Origin of the sequence: Geomonas subterranea (genome assembly GCF_019063845.1) — a bacterium.
Lineage (GTDB): Bacteria > Desulfobacterota > Desulfuromonadia > Geobacterales > Geobacteraceae > Geomonas > Geomonas subterranea.
Window position 1 is genome coordinate 3,827,536 of sequence record NZ_CP077683.1, and the last position, 19,785, is coordinate 3,847,320.

The 19,785-nt window shown below is 59.8% G+C and carries 14 protein-coding genes; 5 read left to right on the forward strand and 9 right to left on the reverse strand.

The genetic code is table 11. The features are described from left to right. Positions 1-43: 43 nt before the first annotated feature. From KP001_RS22415 to dnaA, 9 genes are all read right to left on the reverse strand, one after another. The gene (locus KP001_RS22415) at positions 44-733 is read right to left on the reverse strand and encodes a sigma-54-dependent transcriptional regulator (RefSeq protein WP_367620592.1); all 690 of its coding nucleotides are present in this window, start codon (positions 731-733) and stop codon (positions 44-46) included. Then, the gene (locus KP001_RS16685; protein WP_217286704.1) at positions 720-2,990 is read right to left on the reverse strand and encodes an ATP-binding protein; all 2,271 of its coding nucleotides are present in this window, start codon (positions 2,988-2,990) and stop codon (positions 720-722) included. Before KP001_RS16685 ends, KP001_RS22415 begins: the two co-directional genes overlap by 14 nt. Positions 2,991-3,097: 107 nt before the next feature. Beyond that, on the reverse strand, positions 3,098-4,105 hold the full coding sequence (locus tag KP001_RS16690; RefSeq protein WP_217286705.1) for an NAD(P)H-dependent glycerol-3-phosphate dehydrogenase: 1,008 nt from the start codon (positions 4,103-4,105) through the stop codon (positions 3,098-3,100). Between the two features lie 141 nt (positions 4,106-4,246). After that, positions 4,247-5,770 carry a HEAT repeat domain-containing protein gene (locus KP001_RS16695; RefSeq protein ID WP_217286706.1) on the reverse strand — a complete coding sequence of 508 codons (1,524 nt, stop codon included), beginning with the start codon at positions 5,768-5,770 and terminating at the stop codon, positions 4,247-4,249. Positions 5,771-6,144: 374 nt separating this feature from the next. Continuing rightward, positions 6,145-8,658: a DNA gyrase subunit A gene (gene gyrA / locus KP001_RS16700; RefSeq protein ID WP_216500153.1), complete on the reverse strand. Its 2,514-nt coding sequence runs from the start codon at positions 8,656-8,658 to the stop codon at positions 6,145-6,147. Between the two features lie 295 nt (positions 8,659-8,953). Further along, positions 8,954-11,344: a DNA topoisomerase (ATP-hydrolyzing) subunit B gene (gyrB, locus tag KP001_RS16705; protein ID WP_217286707.1), complete on the reverse strand. Its 2,391-nt coding sequence runs from the start codon at positions 11,342-11,344 to the stop codon at positions 8,954-8,956. 73 nt (positions 11,345-11,417) lie between these two features. Further along, the gene (gene recF / locus KP001_RS16710; protein ID WP_217286708.1) at positions 11,418-12,515 is read right to left on the reverse strand and encodes a DNA replication/repair protein RecF; all 1,098 of its coding nucleotides are present in this window, start codon (positions 12,513-12,515) and stop codon (positions 11,418-11,420) included. A gap of 174 nt (positions 12,516-12,689) precedes the next feature. After that, a complete protein-coding gene (gene dnaN, locus KP001_RS16715; RefSeq protein ID WP_217286709.1) occupies positions 12,690-13,808 on the reverse strand; it encodes a DNA polymerase III subunit beta in 1,119 nt (372 codons plus the stop codon). A gap of 218 nt (positions 13,809-14,026) precedes the next feature. Continuing rightward, positions 14,027-15,400 (reverse strand): chromosomal replication initiator protein DnaA, encoded by a 1,374-nt coding sequence (gene dnaA, locus KP001_RS16720; RefSeq protein ID WP_217286710.1) that lies wholly within the window; start codon positions 15,398-15,400, stop codon positions 14,027-14,029. Between the two features lie 271 nt (positions 15,401-15,671). Between dnaA and rpmH the strand changes: the two genes are divergently transcribed. Genes rpmH through mnmE form a run of 5 tightly spaced genes read left to right on the forward strand, consistent with a single transcriptional unit; the run spans position 15,672 to position 19,398 of the window. Then, positions 15,672-15,821 (forward strand): 50S ribosomal protein L34, encoded by a 150-nt coding sequence (rpmH, locus tag KP001_RS16725; protein ID WP_183344104.1) that lies wholly within the window; start codon positions 15,672-15,674, stop codon positions 15,819-15,821. An 8-nt stretch (positions 15,822-15,829) separates the two neighbouring features. Next, positions 15,830-16,183: a ribonuclease P protein component gene (gene rnpA / locus KP001_RS16730; protein ID WP_216500148.1), complete on the forward strand. Its 354-nt coding sequence runs from the start codon at positions 15,830-15,832 to the stop codon at positions 16,181-16,183. Then, positions 16,173-16,385: a membrane protein insertion efficiency factor YidD gene (yidD, locus tag KP001_RS16735; protein WP_217286711.1), complete on the forward strand. Its 213-nt coding sequence runs from the start codon at positions 16,173-16,175 to the stop codon at positions 16,383-16,385. The genes rnpA and yidD overlap by 11 nt, the downstream gene beginning before the upstream one ends. An 18-nt stretch (positions 16,386-16,403) precedes the next feature. Continuing rightward, positions 16,404-18,011 (forward strand): membrane protein insertase YidC, encoded by a 1,608-nt coding sequence (gene yidC / locus KP001_RS16740; protein WP_217286712.1) that lies wholly within the window; start codon positions 16,404-16,406, stop codon positions 18,009-18,011. Positions 18,012-18,030: 19 nt separating this feature from the next. Beyond that, on the forward strand, positions 18,031-19,398 hold the full coding sequence (gene mnmE / locus KP001_RS16745; protein WP_217286713.1) for a tRNA uridine-5-carboxymethylaminomethyl(34) synthesis GTPase MnmE: 1,368 nt from the start codon (positions 18,031-18,033) through the stop codon (positions 19,396-19,398). Positions 19,399-19,785: the final 387 nt, after the last annotated feature.

The following is a 19,785-nucleotide window of genomic DNA, read 5'->3' on the forward strand; positions in this document are numbered from 1 at the left end:
CGTATGATCTCGACGCTCCCCACCAGCTCTCCCGCCGCGTTTTTCAGCGGCGCCGCGGAGGAAAGCACCGGCACCAGCTGTGCGCCGATCTGGAGCTGGTAGGCGACGTCCAGGCATGGCTCGCCGGTGCGCAACACGGTCCGGGCCGGAAGTTCCCCCCCCGGCACCTCCCCTTGAGCACCTCTTCCAGACCCTTCCCCTTGATCTCCCCCTCGCCGGAGAGGACGCTCTCCGCCTGGCGGCTCGCCGTGATGATGGTACCCTGCAGGTCTACCGCCAGCAGGAGGTCCGCCATCCCCTGGAGTACCGCCGCCATCTTGAGGCGCTCTTCGTCCAACTGCCTCTGCAGCCTGGCGTTCTCCTTCCGGGTCCGGTCGATGCCGATGGCGCGCTCCACCTTCTGCAGCATGTCCTCCGCGGCGAAGGGCTTCGAGATGTAGTCGAGCGCCCCCTTCTTCATCGCGTCCACCGCGATGTCCTCGCTGCCGTGTGCGGTCATCATCACCACCGGAGTCTGTTCCCCGCGGATCCGGCTCAGCACCTCCAGGCCGTCCATGCGGGGCATCTTGATGTCCAGCATGATCAGCGCGAAATGTTCGCGCTCGACCGCCTCCAGCGCCTCCACCCCGTCGCGGGCCCGCTCGGTCTCGAACCCGGCGTCTTCCAGTTGCAGCTTGAGGATGAGGGCTATGTCCGCCTCGTCATCGACTATGAGAATCTTATCCTTTGGCATCGGTCTCCCCTATGATTGGCACGGTAAAGCTGAAGGTGTTGCCGCGCTCCTGGGCGGCGGTGTAGAAGATCCGGCCGTGATGGCGCTCGACGATCTCCTTGCAGATGGCGAGCCCCAGCCCGGTCCCTCCCACCTTGCCGCGTTCCTGGCATTCTATCTGCTGGAATTTCTTGAACAGCTTGTCGCGGTCCGACCACTGGATCACGCGCCCCTTGTCGGCCACCGACACCACCACGTAGTTTCCTTCCTGCTCCGCGCTCACCATGACCACCTTCCCCTCGGGCGAGAATTTCACCGCGTTGGAAAGGAGGTTGGTGATCACCTGGATCAGGCGGTCGCTGTCGCCGTACACCATGGGGAGGTGCTCCCCGACCGTGTTGACGATGGTGATGTCGCGCCCCATGGCGTAGGACTTTATCTCCTCGACCGCGTAGACGGTGAGCTCGCCGATGGAGACGGGCTTGAACTTGAACACCATCCCGCCCGATTCTATCCCGGAGATGTCCAGTATCTCGCTGATCAGCCGGATCAGGCGCTGCGTGTTGCGGAAGCAGACGGTAAGGAGCTGCCTCTCGGTGTCGGTCAGCCACTTGCTCCGGGTCAACAAAAGCTGCAGCGATCCCTTGATGGAGGTGAGCGGCGTCTTGAGCTCGTGCGAAACGGTCGAGATGAATTCGGTCTTCATCCGGTCCACCTGCTGCTCGACGGTGACGTCTCGGATGGATATAACGATGCCGGCGAAGTTGCCGACCTCGTCGGAGAGCGAGGAAAGGTAGACGTGGAGCCTCTTTCCCTTGACCGTCAGCTCCTCCTTGGTCCCCCCCCCGCGCTCCGGCTGCGCCAGTTCCTTGATCCGCTCGAGCAGCGGTGTGAACCCCACCAGTTCGCACACCTGCTCGATGGGCTGCCCGACCACGCGGTGCGGCACCATCCCGAAGAGCTGCTGCGCCGCCGGGTTGAAAAGCACCACCCGGTTGTCCAGGTCGGTCACCAGCACCGCCTCGGCGAGGCTGGTCAGCACGGCCTCCAGCCTCCCCATCTCCATGACCAGGGCCGAGGTCCGCTCGTCCACCATCCGTTCCAGCTGCTCGTTCAGCTCCTGGAGGTCGTTGGTCTTCCTGTTGATGATCGAGTCCCGCTCCTTGAGCGCCTGCACCATCTTGTTGAAGGACGAGGCCAGCATCCCCACCTCGTCCTTCTGGTGCCCCTCGACCCTCTGGTCCAGGTCCCCCTGTTCTATCTTGCTGGCGCTCGCGGCCAGTTGCCGCAGCGGCCGGGTCAGGTGGCGGGAGGCAAGGAAGGCCAGGCCGAAGGAACAGAGGATGCCGATGAATGCGGAGGCGAGGATGTTGCCCAGGTTTTCCCGCTTGGTTCCCCTGAACCGTTCCATGGCCACGGCGACCGAAATGGAGCCGACGAACTCGCCGCGACTGTTCAGGATGGGGTCGATGACGGTCTCGTAGTTTCTCGATCCGATGCGGGTCTCGCCGCGGTAGACCTCGCCCCGCTCCAGCACGTCGATGACCTTCGGGGAGAGGGTGGAGGCGTCTCGCAGGGTGGCCGGCAGACTGCTGGCGATACGCAGGTCCCGCTGGGTGATGCTCACCTCGACGTCGTTGCCTGATACCTCCTGAAGGTCGGTGGGGAGGGTCGCTTGGTTGTTAAGGATTTCGGCGGCGACGAAGCAGCCCAAGACGCTGCCGCCTTGGCCGAGCACCGGGACCACCACTGTGTTTACCATCGCCTCCGCGTTGCTTTCCTGCTCGCAATAGCGTTTGGCCCCTGCCTGACACAGCGTTGCAGCCGGCAGTATCTCTGTCGAGCTCACCACACCTTTTCCCGCCATTGCCTGATCCAGTATCCCGGGCAGGTACAACTCCTCGTCGTACGAAGTGGTGTCGATTCCCGCTAAGATCCTCTTTTTGCCATCCAGCATCAGCAAAATATCCAGGGACGGAAGCACCCTGTGCACTTGTTTCAACCGATCGTTCAGCCATTTGCGATCACCCGACGCAACATGTCCCTGCACCACCGGCGCGGTGGCGGGCTGCAGCAGCGAATAATTGATGACATTGGCGCGGTCGCGGTACTGGCTGCGGGCGTAGGTGAGGTTGGTTTCCAGGTTACGGTCGACCTCTGTGCGCAGGGACGCGCTCATGGTCTTCATGGTCGAATAGATGAGGGTGGAATAGGAGATGAGGAGGATGGCGAGAATGGACAGGAGCAGTTTGGTTCTTATGCCAAAGCGTAGTTGCATTACCTATCCTTGAAAACAGAGAAAGGGTGAGATTAGGAAAGGCAGCGCTCCCCCTGCACCCGGGATGCACCGTATTTCCTAATCTCACCTACATCTCAAAACTGTTGCTAAGCTCCTTCGGCCTTGAGGTTCCTGGTCATAAGCTCCAGGACCGCTTCGCGAGCCGGCTTGTTCTGGTAGAGCATCTGGTACATCTGGTCGATGATGGGCATCTCTACCCCCAGCTTCCTGGCCAGGTTGTAAGCCGACTCCGTGGTCTTTACCCCTTCGGCCACCATGCGCATCTCGCCGAGTATCTCGTCGAGGCGCCGCCCCTGCCCGATCTGGATGCCGACGCTGCGGTTCCTGGACAGGTCGCCGGTGCAGGTGAGCACCAGGTCCCCCATACCGGCGAGCCCCGCGAAGGTGGCGGGCTGGGCCCCCATGGCCAGTCCCAGGCGGGTCATTTCGGCAAGGCCGCGGGTGATGAGCGCCGCGCGGGTATTGCTCCCGAAGCCGAGGCCGTCGGATATGCCCGCTGCGATGGCGATGACGTTCTTGATGGCGCCCCCCAGCTCGACCCCCACAACATCGGAGTTCCTATAGACCCGGAAGAAGCTGGTGGTGAAGGCTTCCTGCACCCGGCGCGCGATCGCCTCGGTAGCCGCGGCAGCGGCGACGGCCGTCGGCATCTCCTGCGCCACTTCCCGTGCGAAGCTCGGGCCGGAGAGGGCGGCGAACCCGGCGTACATCTCAGCGGGAAGGATCTCCTGGTAGATCTCGGAGACGGTGGCGAGGGTGTCGACCTCTATCCCCTTTGAGGCGGAAACGATGACCGCGTCCTTCGGGATGAAGGCGAGGGAATTGGTGATCACCCGGCGCACCAGCTGGGACGGCACCACGCAGAGCACCATGGTGCAGCCGCGGTACGCCTCTTCCAGGTCGTTGGTGAAGGCAAGATTGTCCTGCAGCCTGATCCCGGGGAGGAAGATGTTGTTCTCCCTGGTCTCGCGCATGGTGACTACCAGTTCGGGCTCGTACGCCCAAAGGGTGACCTCGTGCCCTTTCTTGGCGAGCAGGTCGGCCAGCGTGGTGCCCCAACTGCCGGCACCTATAACGGCAACTTTCTCTAGCATCTATTCAAGCCCTCTTACAGTGTCTCTAGCCCTCATGAGGACTTCATTGTAGCACAAATAATTAAGATTCTCCGCAGCTAGTAGCCCTTGCGCCAGCTGCATCCATATCCACTCTCCATCGGGAGTGGGGCAGGGGGGGCGCTACAGCTCTTCGACCGCCCTCAGCGGCGCTTCCTCGCCACGCTCCAGCGATTCACGGGCGATCTCCATACTCTCATGGGCGAAGCGGCGCAGGAACGGGTGGAGATGGTGGGGGAGCGGGTTGTCAATCAGGCTGTCGGCAAGCCCCACGACACGCGCCGCCTCGAGGTTGTCCCTGCCGCAGCGGCGCATCAGGTCGGCGCAGACCAGCAACCGCTCACGGATGAGCTCCAGCTCCGGTGCCAGAAGCTCGGTGCAGAAACGCTCCAGGACCTGGTCGCCCCCCTTGCCGCCGCGGTATTGCTCAGCGAAATCGTAGACCCGCTGCTCGGCCATGAACCATCCGGAGAAGAAGGAATCGGCGAAAAGCCTCTGGGCCAGTTCGTCCCCTTCCTGGAAGCTGAGCCGGCGGGAGCGGGGGAGGTCGGTGAGCTTGTCGGTGAAGCGGGCCGGAGTCATGTCCTCGCCGGCGAAGATGCCGCGCCTCATGTAGAAGTCGGCGGGAAGGTAGCAGAGATCGCGGCTCCAGTAAAGGGCGTCGCGCACCAGGTCCAGAATGTACGCGGGCGCAACCTCGATCAGGTCGTCCTGCATGCGGAAACCGTCGACCTCGGCGGAGAAGTTGTCCAGGGTCAGCTCCCCGGCGCCCCAGGCCGCCAGCACCCCGCGTCTCTCGTGCACCTGCATGTACAGGACACTCACCGTGTCCGCCCCCGCCCAGCGGGCCAGGAGCAGCGAGCGGTATCCGTCCCCGTCTGGCGGGGTCGCGTAGCCGGAATGGAACGGGAGCAGCGTGCGCGGCTGCGGCACCGCGACTCCAAGGAAGCGGAGCCTGCGCAGTGCCTTCTCCGCGAAGGGAGCAAGCTCCGCGCCGCAGTCAGCCAGGAAGTCCTGCAGCACGCCTGCCGCCCGGGGATCCCTGATCTTGCCGAGTGCCGCCACCGCGGAGTGCACGATGTCGCGGTCCTCGTGCCAGAGCATCGCCTCCAGCAAACGGGGTGACTGGCTGTCGCCAGACTGGCACAGTTCACGGATCACGATCTGCTGCACCTCGGCGGGGTAGGAGAGGAAGTCGTCCAGGAAGGTGACCATCCCTTCCTCGCCCAACTGCATGGCGCCCTGTACCTGCTGCCCGAGGGAAGTGCCGCCGGAGCCCGGCTTCTCCTGCTTGAAGGGAGGGGAGCTGACGTCGATGCCGTAGCCTTCCAGCGCGATCAGGAGGGCGGCCTTGCCGTCGGCCGCGAGGTCCTGGCGCTTGAGCGCTATCTGGACCAGCTGGTCGAGCCAGTCGCTGGTGTCGAAGAAGTCCAGGATGTAGGCGTACTTGGTGATCAGTTCGCCCGAGTTCTCACGCCATAGTTCCCGCACCAGCGGTCGCAGCGCGCGTTTACCGGCCTGCTGGAACTTCTGGCCGATCCGCTCCATCTCGCTGATGGAGATGCCGTCACCCTTCAGCCGCACCAGGAGATCCAGAATGTCGCGACGCTCCTTCAGGGAGTTATCTACCTTCACGCTCTGTTGCATGGGCCTACCCTTTTTCACTGCATGGCACCCCTCCAAAGGAGGGCAAAGATTGCATGTTCGTCTGACTACGCTGTGCTGCTTTTCGCGGGTGGGGTTCCGGCTCGTGCATCACCCTCACCCCTGCCCCTCTCCCAGAGGGCGAGGGGTTTCTGCCTCGTGCAAACTCACCCTCTCCTTGTGGAAAAGGGATTTCTGCCTCGTTTACTCACCCTCTCCCGGTAGGTGAAGGGGTTCTGCCTCGTTCAACTCACCTCTCCCCTTTGGGAAGGGAGTTTCTGCCTCGTTCGACTCCCCCTCTCCCGGTGGGCGAGGGGGTTCCGCCTCGATCAAACTCACCCTCTCCCTCTGGGAGAGGGCCGGGGTGAGGGAGGGCTCTACTCCTCCCCTTCGCCCCCCTCCGCCTCGAGTTCGACGATGTCATCGATCTCCGAACCGTCCTCGATCTCTTCCACGTCCTCTTTCTCGGCCAGGCGGGCCACGGCGACCACGCGCTCGTTCTCTTCCTTGACCATGAGCCGCACCCCCTGGGTGTTGCGGCCGATGATGGAGAAGCCGGCAACGGAGACGCGCAGGATCTTGCCCTGGTCGGTGATCAGCATCAGGTCGTTGTCGTCCACCACCTGCTTGATGTCCACCACCTGCCCGTTGCGCTCGGTGGTCTTGATGGTGATGATCCCCTTGCCGCCGCGGGACTGGGTGCGGTACTCGCTGATCTCGGTCCTCTTGCCGTAGCCGTTCTCGGTCACGGTGAAGATGGTGGAGTCGGTGAAGTTCTCGTTCAGGATCTCCATGCCGATCACCACGTCCTCGTCCTCCAGCGTCATGCCGCGCACGCCGCGGGATACGCGCCCCACGGTACGGACGTCGTCCTCCTTGAAGCGGATCGCCTTGCCGTTGGAGGTGGCGAGCAGCACGTCCTGCTTCCCGTCGGTGAGTGCAACGGAGATGAGCTTGTCCCCTTCGTCCAGGTTGACGGCGATGATGCCGCCCACCCTCGGGTGGGAGTACTCCATCATGTTGGTCTTTTTCACCACGCCGTTCCTGGTGGCCATCATGATGAACTTGTCGTCCACGAACTCCTTCACCGGGAGGATGGTGGTGATCTTCTCGTTGTTGGCGAGGTTCAACAGGTTCACGATCGCCTTGCCGCGCGCAGCGCGGCCCGCCTCGGGGATCTCGTACACCTTGAGCCAGTACACCTTGCCGGCGTCGGTGAAGAACATGAGGTAATCCTTGGTGGAGGCGATGAACAGCTGCTCCACGAAATCCTCCTCTTTGGTCTTCATGCCGGTCTTCCCTTTGCCGCCGCGGCGCTGCGCGCGGTACAGGGTGACGGCGTTGCGCTTGATGTACCCGGTGTGGGAGATGGTGACCACCATGTCTTCCTCGACGATGGTGTCCTCGAGCGAGATGTCGGCCGTCTGCATGACGATCTCGGAGCGGCGCTTGTCGCCGAACTTGTCCTTCAACTCCAGCAGTTCGCCCACGATGATCTTGAGGATCTCGGCCTCGGAGGCGAGGATCTCCTTCAGGCGGGCGATGTATTTCAGGATCTCGCGCAGCTCCTCGAGGATCTTCTCGCGCTCGAGACCGGTCAGGCGGTGCAGCCTCATGTCCAGGATGGCCTGGGCCTGCAGGTCGGAGAGCCCGAACTTCTCCATGAGGCCAACCTTCGCCTCGGCCGGCGACGCGCTCGCCTTGATCAGGGCGATCACCTCGTCCAGGTTGTCCAGGGCGATCTTCAGACCTTCCAGGATGTGGGCGCGGGCCTCGGCCTTCTTCAGGTCGAAGATGGTGCGGCGGGTGACGATCTCTTTCCTGTGCTCGATGAAGAACTCGATGGTCTCCTTCAGGGTCAACACGCGCGGCCGGTTGTGCACGATGGCCAGCATGATGATGCCGAAGGAGGACTGCATCTGGGTCTGCTTGTACAGGTGGTTCAGGATGATGGTCGGGTTCTCGTCCTTCTTGAGCTCGATGACGACGCGCATACCCTCGCGGTCGCTCTCGTCACGGAGGTCCGAGATCCCCTCGATCTTCTTCTCCTTGACCAGCTCCGCGATCTTCTCGACCAGCTTCGCCTTGTTCACCTGGTACGGGATCTCGGTGACCACGATGGACTGGCGCTCGGTCTTCTTCTGGGTCTCGATCTGCACCTTGGCGCGCATCTGGATGATGCCGCGGCCCGTGGAGTAGGCCTTCATGATCCCTTCGCGGCCGTAGATGAAGCCGCCGGTCGGGAAGTCCGGGCCCGGTATAAGCTCCACCAGTTCCTCGAAGGAGAGCTGCGGGTTATCGATGATCGCCACGATGGCGTCGACCACCTCGGAGAGGTTGTGCGGCGGGATGTTGGTCGCCATGCCGACCGCGATGCCCGCGCTCCCGTTCACCAGGAGGTTCGGGAACTTGGAGGGGAGAACCAGCGGCTCCTTCAGGGAGTCGTCGTAGTTCGGGCCGAACGGGACGGTTTCCTTGTCCAGGTCGTTCAACAGCTCGTGGGCGAGCTGCTCCATCCTGATCTCGGTGTAACGCATCGCCGCCGGGGAGTCGCCGTCGATGGAGCCGAAGTTGCCCTGGCCGTCCACCAGCGGGTACCTGAGCGAGAAGTCCTGGGCCATCCTGACCAGGGTGTCGTAGACGGCGGTGTCGCCGTGCGGGTGGTACTTACCGATGACGTCGCCGACGACACGGGCCGACTTCTTGTACGGCTTGTTCCAGTCGTTGCTCATGTCGTACATGGCGTAGAGGCAGCGCCTGTGCACCGGCTTGAGGCCGTCGCGTACGTCCGGAAGCGCGCGGCCGACGATGACCGACATGGCGTAGTCCATGTAGGAGCGCTTCATCTCGTCTTCGATGTTTACCGATACCTTGTTCAGTTGATTCAGCATTTAGGAAACCCTTTCCGGTCAAAAGGCGGCACTTCCGGGTGAAATCCCCCGAAAAATGCCCTCACAATTGATTTGCAGTAGATATATGCAAAACGCTATCCCCTCCCGAAGGGAGGGGAAATTTTTTTTATTTAAGCATCCCGCGGTCTTAACTGGTTCTAACGCGTCTTATCCAACTCACCCTCGCCCTCTGGGAGAGGGCCGGGGTGAGGGCGTCGGCAGGAGCGAGACTTATCCTTTGTGGCAACTCCCTCACCCCCATCCCCTCTCCCAAAGGGCGAGGGGGGCGATGGTGCTACACGTCCAGGTTGCTCACGTTCAAGGCATTCTGCTCGATAAAGTCGCGGCGCGGCTCGACCTGGTCGCCCATCAGCACGGTAAAGATCTCCTCGGCCGCCACGGCGTCCTCGATCTTCACCTGCAAGAGCACCCTGTTCTCCTGGTGCATGGTGGTCTCCCAGAGCTGCTCCGGGTTCATCTCGCCCAGACCTTTGTAGCGCTGGATGTAGAGACCCTTCTTGGCGCTCTCCATGAACCAGGAGAGGATCTCCACCTGGCTCTCGCTCTCGAACATCACCTTGTCTTCCGGTCCGAGGATCACCCCTGCGCCCACCCCCATGACGGAGCGGACCCGCTTGTGATGCTCGAGCAGCATGGCGTACTCGTAGGACTCGAGCACCTCGAAGATCTGCTGGTCGATCTTGACCCTCAGGTTACCGAAGGCGAAGATGATGCTGTCGTCGTAGACCTGCGCCTCCACCTCGGGGTAGGCCTCCTTCATCTTGGGCAGAAGCGCGATCAGGTCCGACATCTCCTCCAGGCCCGGCTTGATGCCGGCCTTCAGGAAGACCTTCAGGAGCAGTTCGTTGATCCCCTTCTTGACCACCTTGTCGAAGAGTTCGTCGAAGTCGATCAACTGGGTGAGGATCGGGATGATCTGCTTGCCGCGGTAGACGCGCTCGTCGCTGCCGGAGCCCAGTTTGAGGGTCATGTCCTCGGTCCCTTCCTCGAGGAGGTAGGCCTGCAGCGCCACTTCGTTCTTTAGGTACTGCTCTTTCCTGCCGCGCTTGATCTTGTACAGAGGCGGCTGGGCGATGTAGAGGTAGCCGCGCTCGATAAGCTCCATCATCTGGCGGAAGAAGAAGGTGAGCAAAAGCGTCAGGATGTGCGAGCCGTCGACGTCGGCATCGGTCATGATGATGATGCGGTGGTAACGGAGCTTCGCGATGTCGAAGTCTTCCTTGCCGATCGAGGTCCCCAGGGCAGAGATCAGGGTCCTGATCTCCTGGGAGGCGAGCATCTTGTCGAAGCGCGCCTTCTCGACGTTGAGGATCTTACCCTTCAAGGGGAGGATCGCCTGGTACTTCCGGTCGCGCCCCTGCTTCGCCGAGCCCCCTGCGGAGTCACCCTCGACCAGGAACAGTTCGCACAGCGCCGGGTCTTTCTCCTGGCAGTCGGCCAGCTTGCCGGGGAGGGTGCCCACTTCGAGCGCCCCCTTGCGGCGGGTCAGTTCGCGCGCCTTCCGGGCCGCCTCGCGGGCGCGGGCCGCGTCGATGGACTTCTCCAGGATCTTCCTGGCCATGGCCGGGTTCTCTTCCAGGTAGGTGGCGAGCTTCTCGTTCATCAGGGTCTCGACGAAACCCTTCACCTCGGAGTTGCCCAGCTTGGTCTTGGTCTGCCCCTCGAACTGCGGCTGGGAGATCTTCACCGAGATGACGGCGGTGAGCCCCTCCCTCAGGTCGTCGCCGGATATCGCCACCTTCACGTTCTTCAGAAGGTTGTTGGCGGTGGCGTAGTTGTTCATGGTACGGGTGAGCGACGCCTTGAAGCCGATCAGGTGCGTCCCCCCTTCGTGGGTGTTGATGTTGTTGGCGAAGGAGAACACCTTTTCGTCGTAGGAGTCGTTGTACTGCATGGCGATCTCGATATCGACGCCGCTTTTCTCGCCCTTGATGTAGATCGGCTCCGGGTTGACGAGGTTCTTGTTCTTGTTCAGGTACTCGACGAAGCTCCTGATCCCCCCCTCGTAGAAGAAGTCGTGGTCCTTCTCGGTCCGCTCGTCGTGGATCTTGATGCGCACGCCGGCGTTCAGGAAGGCGAGCTCCCTGAGCCTCTTGGAGAGGACGTCGAAGGAGAACTCCGTCGTCTCGAAAATCTCGCCGTCGGGGAGGAAGGTGATCTTGGTGCCGCGCCTCTTGGTCTCGCCGGTGATGGCGAGCGGCGCCTGGGGCACGCCCCTTCTGTAGCTCTGGGTGAAGAGCTGGCCGTTTCTGCGGATCTCCAGCTCCAGCTTGGTGGAAAGCGCGTTGACGACCGAGCTCCCCACGCCGTGCAGGCCTCCGGAAACCTTGTAGGAGGAGTTGTCGAACTTGCCGCCGGCGTGGAGCACGGTGAGAACGACCTCCGCCGCCGACCTTCCCTCGGTGGGATGCATGTCGGTAGGGATGCCGCGACCGTTGTCCTCGACGGTCACGGACCCATCCAGGTGGATGGTGACCTGGACCGCGTCGCAGTAGCCGGCCAGCGCCTCGTCGATGGCGTTGTCCACCAGTTCGTAAACCAGGTGGTGCAGACCCTGAGCAGCGGTGGAACCGATGTACATGGCCGGACGCTTTCTTACCGCTTCCAGTCCTTCCAGAATCTGGATCTTATCCGCCCCGTAATCGCTTTGTTCTTCTGAGCTCATCGTTACCTCTTTCAAGAAAGTTCAATTACTCAATTACCCCTCCCCCGGAGGGAGGAGCGTCACCAGCTAGGTATCACTTCTCGATGATGCGGCCTTCTTTTATTCTGAAGGTCCTGTTGTCTTCCATATCCTCTATCGCCACGTTGGAGAGCGACGTGGTGGTGATGAAGACCTGCATCTCCCTTTTCTTCAGAAAATCCATCAGGTTCTGATTGCGCTCCCGGTCCAGTTCGCTGGTCATGTCATCCAGAAGGAGCACCGGCGGCGCCTCGAAGCACCTGGTGATGTACTCTATCTCCGCCATCTTGAGCGCCAGCACGAAGGACCTCTGCTGTCCCTGTGAGGCGAAGTGCCGTGCCGACCGTCCGTTCAGGCCGAAGTAGAGGTCGTCCCGGTGCGGCCCGATGGCCGTGGTCTGGCGCCTCTTCTCTTCCGCCGCGTGCGCCTTGATGGCATCGGCCAGTGCCGCCGCCGGATCTTCCGCGTAGGCCTGCGGGTCCACCCCGTGCAGCCGGTACTCGATCTGCACCGTCTCGTCGTTGCCGGAAATCTCGCTGTAGAACCCCTGTAGCAGCTTCCCCATCTCGGCAAGATACGCCTTTCTTCTCTCTATCACCAGCTGGGCCGCCTGGATCAACTGGTCGGTCCAGACCTCGATCCCGCCTCCGTCACCCACCTTCAAGAGGGCGTTGCGGTTCTTGAGGATCTTCGAGTAGTCGTGGAAGGCGGCCAGGTAACTGAGGTCGCAGGTGAAAACCGCCCGGTCCAGGTACCGGCGCCGCAGGTCCGGTCCCCCGCGCACCATGGATATCTCTTCCGGCGTGAAGAGCACCACGTTCAAACTGCCGAAGAAGTCGTCCAGCCGCGTCGCGAGCTTGGCGTCTATCTTCGCCTTCTTCCCCTGCTTCTCCAGCAGGACCGCTATCTCCCTGCTGACCCGGTCCCGTTCCACGATCCCCTTGATCAGGGCGAACTCCGAGCCGAACGCGATCAGCTCGACGTTTTTCGCCTGCTTGAAGGACTTCATCGTGGCGAGGAGGTAGATCGATTCCAGCAGGTTGGTCTTGCCCTGGCCGTTGTTGCCGTAAAAAACGTTGAACTTCTTGCCCGGAACAAGCTCGATGTTCTGCAGGTTACGGAATGAAGCAAGTTTGAGTTTTATCAGTTTCATTAGGGCCTTAACGACACAGGCTGCTACTTCACACCCCTCCGTGATCACAACATGGACGCCACGTTGCAGCGCCCTCATCCGCCCCTTTGGGGCACCTTCTCCCGAAGGGAGAAGGGAAATGTACAAGCCCTCGCCCTCCGGGAGAGGGTGGCCGAAGGCCGGGTGAGGGTAGGTCTACAGCCTCATCGGCATGATGACCGCCAGGAACTCGTCGCCGTCGGCCGCCTTCATGATGACCGGGGAGAGCTCGTCCTTCAGTTTCAACTCCACCTCGCGCTGCTCCATCACCGAGAGCACGTCGATCAGGTACTTGGCGTTGAAGCGGGCCGAGATGCCGTTGCCATCGTAATCGATCTCGATCTCCTCGCGTGCCTCGCCCAGTTCAGGGTTGGAGGAGGAGATGATCACCAGCTCCGGATTGACGTCGATCTTGACCCCCTTGAACTTCTCGGAGGAGAGGATGGACATCCTTTTCAGCGAGTGGAGGAACTTGTCGCGGTTGATCTGGACGATGCGGTCGTTGGCTACCGGGATGACCTTGGTGTAGTCCGGGAACTCGCCGTCGATGAGTCGCATCACCACCACGGTGTTCCCCTTCTTGATGACGGCGCTGTTGTCCATGAAGCCCAGCATGATCTCGCCGTCTTCTTCCTCCACCATCTTCTTCAACTCGAAGATACCCTTCCTCGGGAAGATGACCCCCTTGGAGAGCTCGGCGGTGATGTTGCCGTTGATCTCCTTTTGAGCGACAGAGAGGCGGTGACCGTCGGTCGCCACCATCTTGAGGACGTTGGTGCCGTTCTCGTCGAACGCCTTGATGAAGATGCCGTTCAGGTTGTACTTGGTCTCGTCATAGCAGATGGCATAGGAGGTCTTCTCGATCATGTCTGCCAGGATCTCGTTCTTGAAGACCAGGAAGCTCTCCTCCTTCACCTTGGGGAAGTAGGGGAACTCCTCGGAGGAGAGGCCAACGATGTTGAAGCGGGCCTTGCCGCAGGTGATCTCGACCCAGTCGTTGTCCTTGGTGGAGAAGAGAATCTCCTCGTCCGGCATCTCCTTGACGATCTCGTAGAGTTTCTTGGCCGAGACGGTGATCTTGCCTTCGCGAATCACGGTGGTCGGGTAGGAGCTCTTCATGCCGACCTCGAGATCGGTCGCGGTGATGAAGAGCTGGTCGTTTTGTACCTCGAGCAGCGCGTTGGAGAGAATGGGCATGGTGTTGCGCTTTTCTACGATACCCTGGATTCTCTGGAGGGCTTTCATAAAAATCTCTTTGCTGATTCTGAATTCCATGTCGTCTCTCTCCGGTTCTGTTTTTATTATGTTTATCTTTAAAGATTGTAGTAGTAGATAGTGTCCTGTTGATACTGTGGACAACCCTGCTTACCCTTTGAAACTGTTCCGCTTTTGGCTCGGGAAACCTGACGGGAAAATCCGCCTGGTTATCTTGGTTTATGCACAGCTTTTTTTGACAGGGCTTTCGGCAGGCTATTTCTCCACAGTTATCCCCACTATGTGAACAGCCTTTTCTTGATCTCTTCCACAGTCGCCTTCAGGTCCGCATCGGCTGCCAATTGCTTCTCTATCTTCTTCACCGAGTGGATGATGGTCGAGTGGTCCTTGCCACCGAATTTATCGCCGATTTCCGGGTACGACGCCTTGGTCAGCTCCCGGCATATATATATGGCGATCTGGCGCGGCACTACCAGGGTCTTGATGCGCTTGTCCGACTTGAGCTCGGAGACCTTGATGCGGAAGTGGTCGGCCACCATCTTCTGGATCATCTCCACGCTGATGTCGCGGGTCTTCTCGACGATGATGTCCTTCATCACCTCGCGTGCCATGGAAAGGGTGATCTCTTTGCCGGTCAGGCTGGCGAAGGCCTCCAGGCGGATCAGCATTCCTTCCAACTCTCGGATGTTGCTGGTGGCACCCTCGGCCAGAAACAGCGCCACGTCGTCAGGGAGGTTCACCGCGTGCATGTCGGACTTCTTCTTGAGAATGGCCACCTTGGTTTCCACCCCCGGCGGCTGGATGTCCGCGATGAGGCCCCACTCGAAGCGCGATCTCAGGCGCTCTTCCAGGCCAGGGATGTCCTTCGGGAACTTGTCAGAGGTCACCACGATCTGCTTGTGGGACTCGTAGAGCGCGTTGAAGGTATGGAAGAACTCCTCCTGGGTCGCCTCTTTTCCCGCCATGAACTGTATGTCGTCGATGAGCAGCAGGTCCATCTTCCTGAACTTGTTACGGAACTCGTCCATCTTCTTGTAGCGGAGCGAGTTGATCATCTCGTTCATGAACTTCTCTGACGAGTAGTAGCAGATCTTCGCCTTGGGGTTCTTGGCCAGGATCTGGTTGCCGATGGCGTTTACCAGGTGCGTCTTTCCCAAGCCGACACCGCCGTAGATGAAGAGCGGGTTGTAGTTGGAGGCAGGCTTGTTTGCGACAGCCTGGGAAGCTGCATAGGCGAACTGGTTGCTCGGGCCGGACACGAAGGATTCGAAGGTGTACTTGGGGTTTAGGTTGGGGACCAGTTCCGGCTTCTTGTCCTTCTCCTTTTCCTTTTCCTGCTCCTTCTCTTTTTCCTTCTCCTTAGCCTTGGCCTTCGGTTCCCTCTCCGCTTTGGGCTCGGAACTCTCCGGCTTTTGTTCGGCGACGTGAAACTCGATGTGGTAGTTCTTTGAGGTGATCGCGGAGAGTACTTCCTTGATCATAGAGAGGTACTTGTCAGTGACCCATTTCTGAAAGAACGAGCTCGGCACTTCGAGGACTACGGTATCGGCGGTTGCACCCAAGAACTTCAACGGCTCTATCCAGGTCGTGTAAGTCTGCTCGGTTAATACCTGTTTAAGATTTGTCTGGGCTTCCAGCCAAATATTTTCCATGGAGAGAGGCCTTTTTTTCACTGTTTTTAAACAGCTTTATCAACAACTGTTGATAATAGATAAGTTACACAATTTCAGTTATTTACTGGATTTTGAACAGAATAAGCCTATGTTAAGATTTGCGGCCTGTCACACTACCATGTCAGCCCCTTTTTTTGCAAGGCAAAACTTGGCTTTAAAGAAACACCTTGACAAGAATTGGCGTTTATGTTTAAGTTCGACACTTGCCTTTAAAAGCATTGTAACCCTAAGACTTAAGGAGCAGATAAAGATGAAAAGAACTTACCAGCCCAGCAATACCTCCAGGAAAAGGACTCACGGCTTCCTCGTGCGCATGGCCACCAAAAACGGCCGTCTCGTTATCAAGAGGAGAAGGGCCAAAGGTCGCAAGCGTCTTTCCGTAGGCATTGCTACCAAGTAATATCCTTTTTGTCCTGCTCGGATTTTCCCAAGGCTGAACGCCTGCGCAGGCGCCCCGAATTCCTGCAGTTCAACGACGGCGCGTCGAAGATGCACACGCCGCACTTTCTGCTGCTTTGGAAGGTTAAAGACGGGTGCGCCACCAGGGTCGGGTTTACCGTAAGCAAGAAGGTAGGAAACGCCGTAGTCAGAAACAGCATCAAGAGAAGGTTGCGGGAGTTTTACAGGCAGAACAAGTCTCTTTTCATCTCGGCCGATTTCAACATCGTTGCCAAGAAAGGAGCTGACTTGCTTGACTTTCACCAGATCTCAACCGAGCTCGCAGCCGCCTTCGGGCGGCTGCGTAAAAAACATGGTAACTAGCACACTCAAAGGCCTGATCGTTCTCTACCAGAGATTCATCTCTCCGCTCAAGGCCCCGTCCTGCCGTTTTTACCCTACCTGTTCGCACTACTCCTTACAAGCATTGGAAAAATACGGTCCTGTAAAAGGGCTGTTGTTGACGGCTGCGCGCATACTCAAGTGTCATCCGTTTCACCCGGGCGGTTACGATCCGGTCAAATAGTCTGTCCAGGAGAATGTAATGGAAAAACGTACTATCATAGCGATACTGCTCTCCATCGGGGTTCTGTACGCTTATTCTTTTATCTTTCCCCCCGCAAAGCCGGTTCCGCCCGCAGGTAACGCCAAGCAGGGTGCGGTGAGTTCCGCCACGGTAGCCGCTGCACCGCAGGCCGCCCCTGCCGGGGCTGCTGCTGCTCCCATCGCCGTGCCGGCACTACCCGCCGGGGCTGCCCGCGACATAACCGTCGATACCGATCTGTACAGTGCCGTCTTCTCGACCCAGGGTGCCGGCCTGAAAAAGTTCGTGCTGAAGAAGTACAAGGATGTGGCAGGATCGAAAGGGCAGGACATCGTCCTTGTCAACGAGACCGCTGCCAGCAGGTTCAACCTGCTCAGCGATTCCCGCGAACTTGGTCTCAACCCGACCGCCCTCTACAACGTCAGTGGCAGTGACCTGAAGCTTACCGGCGCCAACAAGGGGACCCTCGAGTTCACCACGACCACCCCGCAGGGGGTCGTGTTCAAGAAGAGTTACACCTTCTCCGGCGACGCCTATCGCATCGGGCTCACCGAGCAGGTGCAGAATGCCGGTTCCGCACAGGTTGCCGCACCGGTGCACCTGCTACAGACCTCCCGCGTGATCGACCAGAAGGCGGGCGGCGGCCGTTACGAGGTGTACGGCCCCTCGACCCTCACCGACAACGCCGTCAAGAGCGAGAAGCTCGACAGCCTGCTGAAGACTCCGGTGCAGTTCGACAAGAACATCGTCTGGTCGGCCTTTGCCGACAAGTACTTCATGGAGAGCGTCATCGCCGAGAAGGGGAGCATTGCTCAGGTGCGCCTGTCCCGTCCGTCCGCCGACGCCAACCTGAGGGACATCGTTTCCCCGACCGTCACCGTGGCCCCCGGCCAGAGCGCGGCCGTCAGCTACGCCCTGTACTACGGGCCGAAAGATCTCGACATCCTCAAGGCGCAGGGGAGCAGGCTGGAAGAGGTCATCGATTATGGCTGGTTTGCCGCCATTGCGAAACCTCTGGTGGTCTTCCTGAAGTTCCTCTACAAGTACACCGGCAACTACGGCATCGCCATCATCATCATCACCTGCATCCTGAAGCTGGTGTTCTTCCCGCTCACTCACAAGAGCTACAAGTCCATGAAGGACATGCAGAAGCTGCAGCCGAAGATGAACGAGCTGAAGGAGAAGTACAAGAACGACCGCGACGCCATGAACCGCGCCGTGATGGAACTGTACAAGACCCACAAGGTCAACCCGCTGGGCGGCTGCCTGCCGATGCTGGTCCAGATCCCGGTGTTCTTCGGTCTGTACCGCGCCCTCATGTACTCCATCGAACTCAGGCACGCTCCTTTCTATCTCTGGATCACCGACCTTTCTGCCAAGGACCCGTACTACGTGACCCCGCTCATCATGGGCGCCACCATGTTCATCCAGCAGAAGATGACCCCGACCAACATGGACCCGGTTCAGGCCAAGATGATGCTGATGCTCCCGGTGGTCTTCACGTTCATGTTCCTGAACTTCCCGTCCGGCCTGGTTATCTACTGGCTGGTCAACAACGTGCTGACCATCGCGCAGCAGATGTACATCAACAAGTCGGTCGCCGACTGACCGAAAGTGGAATAAAGCAATGTATGTTCGCGACACAATCGCAGCAATCAGCACAGCGGTAGGTGAGGGGGGAATCGGGATCGTAAGGATCTCCGGCCCTGCCTCTCTGCCGATAGCAAACAGCATCTTCAGAGCAAAGTCGAACGGTGGCCTAAAAAGCCACCGTTTTTCTTATGGCGAAGTGGTAAATCCTGGCAACGGCGATCTGATCGATGAGGCCATGGTGGTCTACATGAAGGGCCCCAACTCCTACACCCGCGAGGACGTGGTGGAGATCCAATGCCATGGCGGCACCCTGGTGGTTTCGCGCATTCTGTCGCTGGTGCTGACTGAGGGGGCGCGGCTTGCAGAGCCGGGAGAATTTACCAAGCGCGCCTTCCTGAATGGGAGAATCGACCTGGTTCAGGCCGAGGCGGTCATGGATGTCATCTCCAGCCGCACCGACGCCTCGCTGGCCCTGGCTCAGCACCAGCGTGAAGGGCTTCTCTCCAGGCGGATTACCACCGTCAAGGAAGGGATCGTTTATGCCCTTGCCTACGTTGAAGCGCTCATTGATTTCCCTGAGGACGATGTCGACGTGGCTGTCGAGACCGATGTCCTCGGCAAGGTAGCTCCCGCGCTGGCCGAATTGGATGCCCTTATAGAGGGGTTCGATGAGGGTAGGGTGCTGCGGGATGGAGTATCGGTAGTCATTGCCGGCAAGCCCAACGTCGGCAAGTCGAGTCTCCTCAACACCCTGTTGAAGGAGAAACGGGCCATTGTGACCTCCGTCCCTGGCACCACGCGCGACCTGATCGAGGAAGTGGTCAACATCAACGGGCTGCCGGTGAAGCTTCTCGATACGGCAGGGATACGTGAGTCTGAGGACCAGGTGGAGCAGGAGGGGGTCAGGCTGTCGCTGGACCGCATTCCCAAGGCTGACCTGGTGCTATTCGTGGTTGACGGTGCCAGCGAGTTCGGCCAGGATGATGCTGCGATCTTGCAGGCGATAGGCGACAAGAGTTACCTCGTTGTTCGGAACAAGGCCGACCTTCAGATAAATGCAGTGTTGCCTGCTGAGTGTACCGGCCCTGTGGTTGCCATTTCCACGTTGACGGGTGATGGAGTGCCTGAACTACGCGATGCCATCACCAACGCCTTCATGCACGGACACGCCATCGACGGCCGGGAGTTTGTAGCAGTCTCCAAGGCGCGGCACCGCGACGCCCTGCTTAAGGCGCGTACCTCTTTGCAGTCATTCGTTACCAATCTTGAAGCGGGGGTGAACCTGGAGTTGTTACCGGTGGACCTGCGGGACGCACTGGATGCCGTGGGCGAGGTGACCGGCGAGACCACTGCCGACGATGTGCTCGACAGGATCTTCTCCAGCTTCTGCATTGGCAAGTAGCACGGGGTAGTGCGGCTGGTGTTCCTGTTTCACGTGAAACAATTGCCCGTTTCGATGTGATAGTAAAGGTTTACCTTGTCTTTCGCATCCGACCTGTAGGGGCGAATAACTATTCGCCCAGCCCCCGCCGGCCGAACCCGTACCGCAGGTCATCGATTACGCAGGTGGCTTAAAGGCGGGCGAATGATTATTCGCCCCTACAGTGGGTTGCCCCTAAAAGGTGTGGTTTGATTTATCTGGTGGTTTTTGTGTAACATGCTGAACCTGCGCCTCTTTTGCACGATGTTCCACGTGGAACACAACTGGGGAGGTCGCCCGAGAGGTACGGTGCTTGATTCGCCCCTGCCTCCCGGGCCAAATACAGCTTCTGATACAAACGGAGTACGG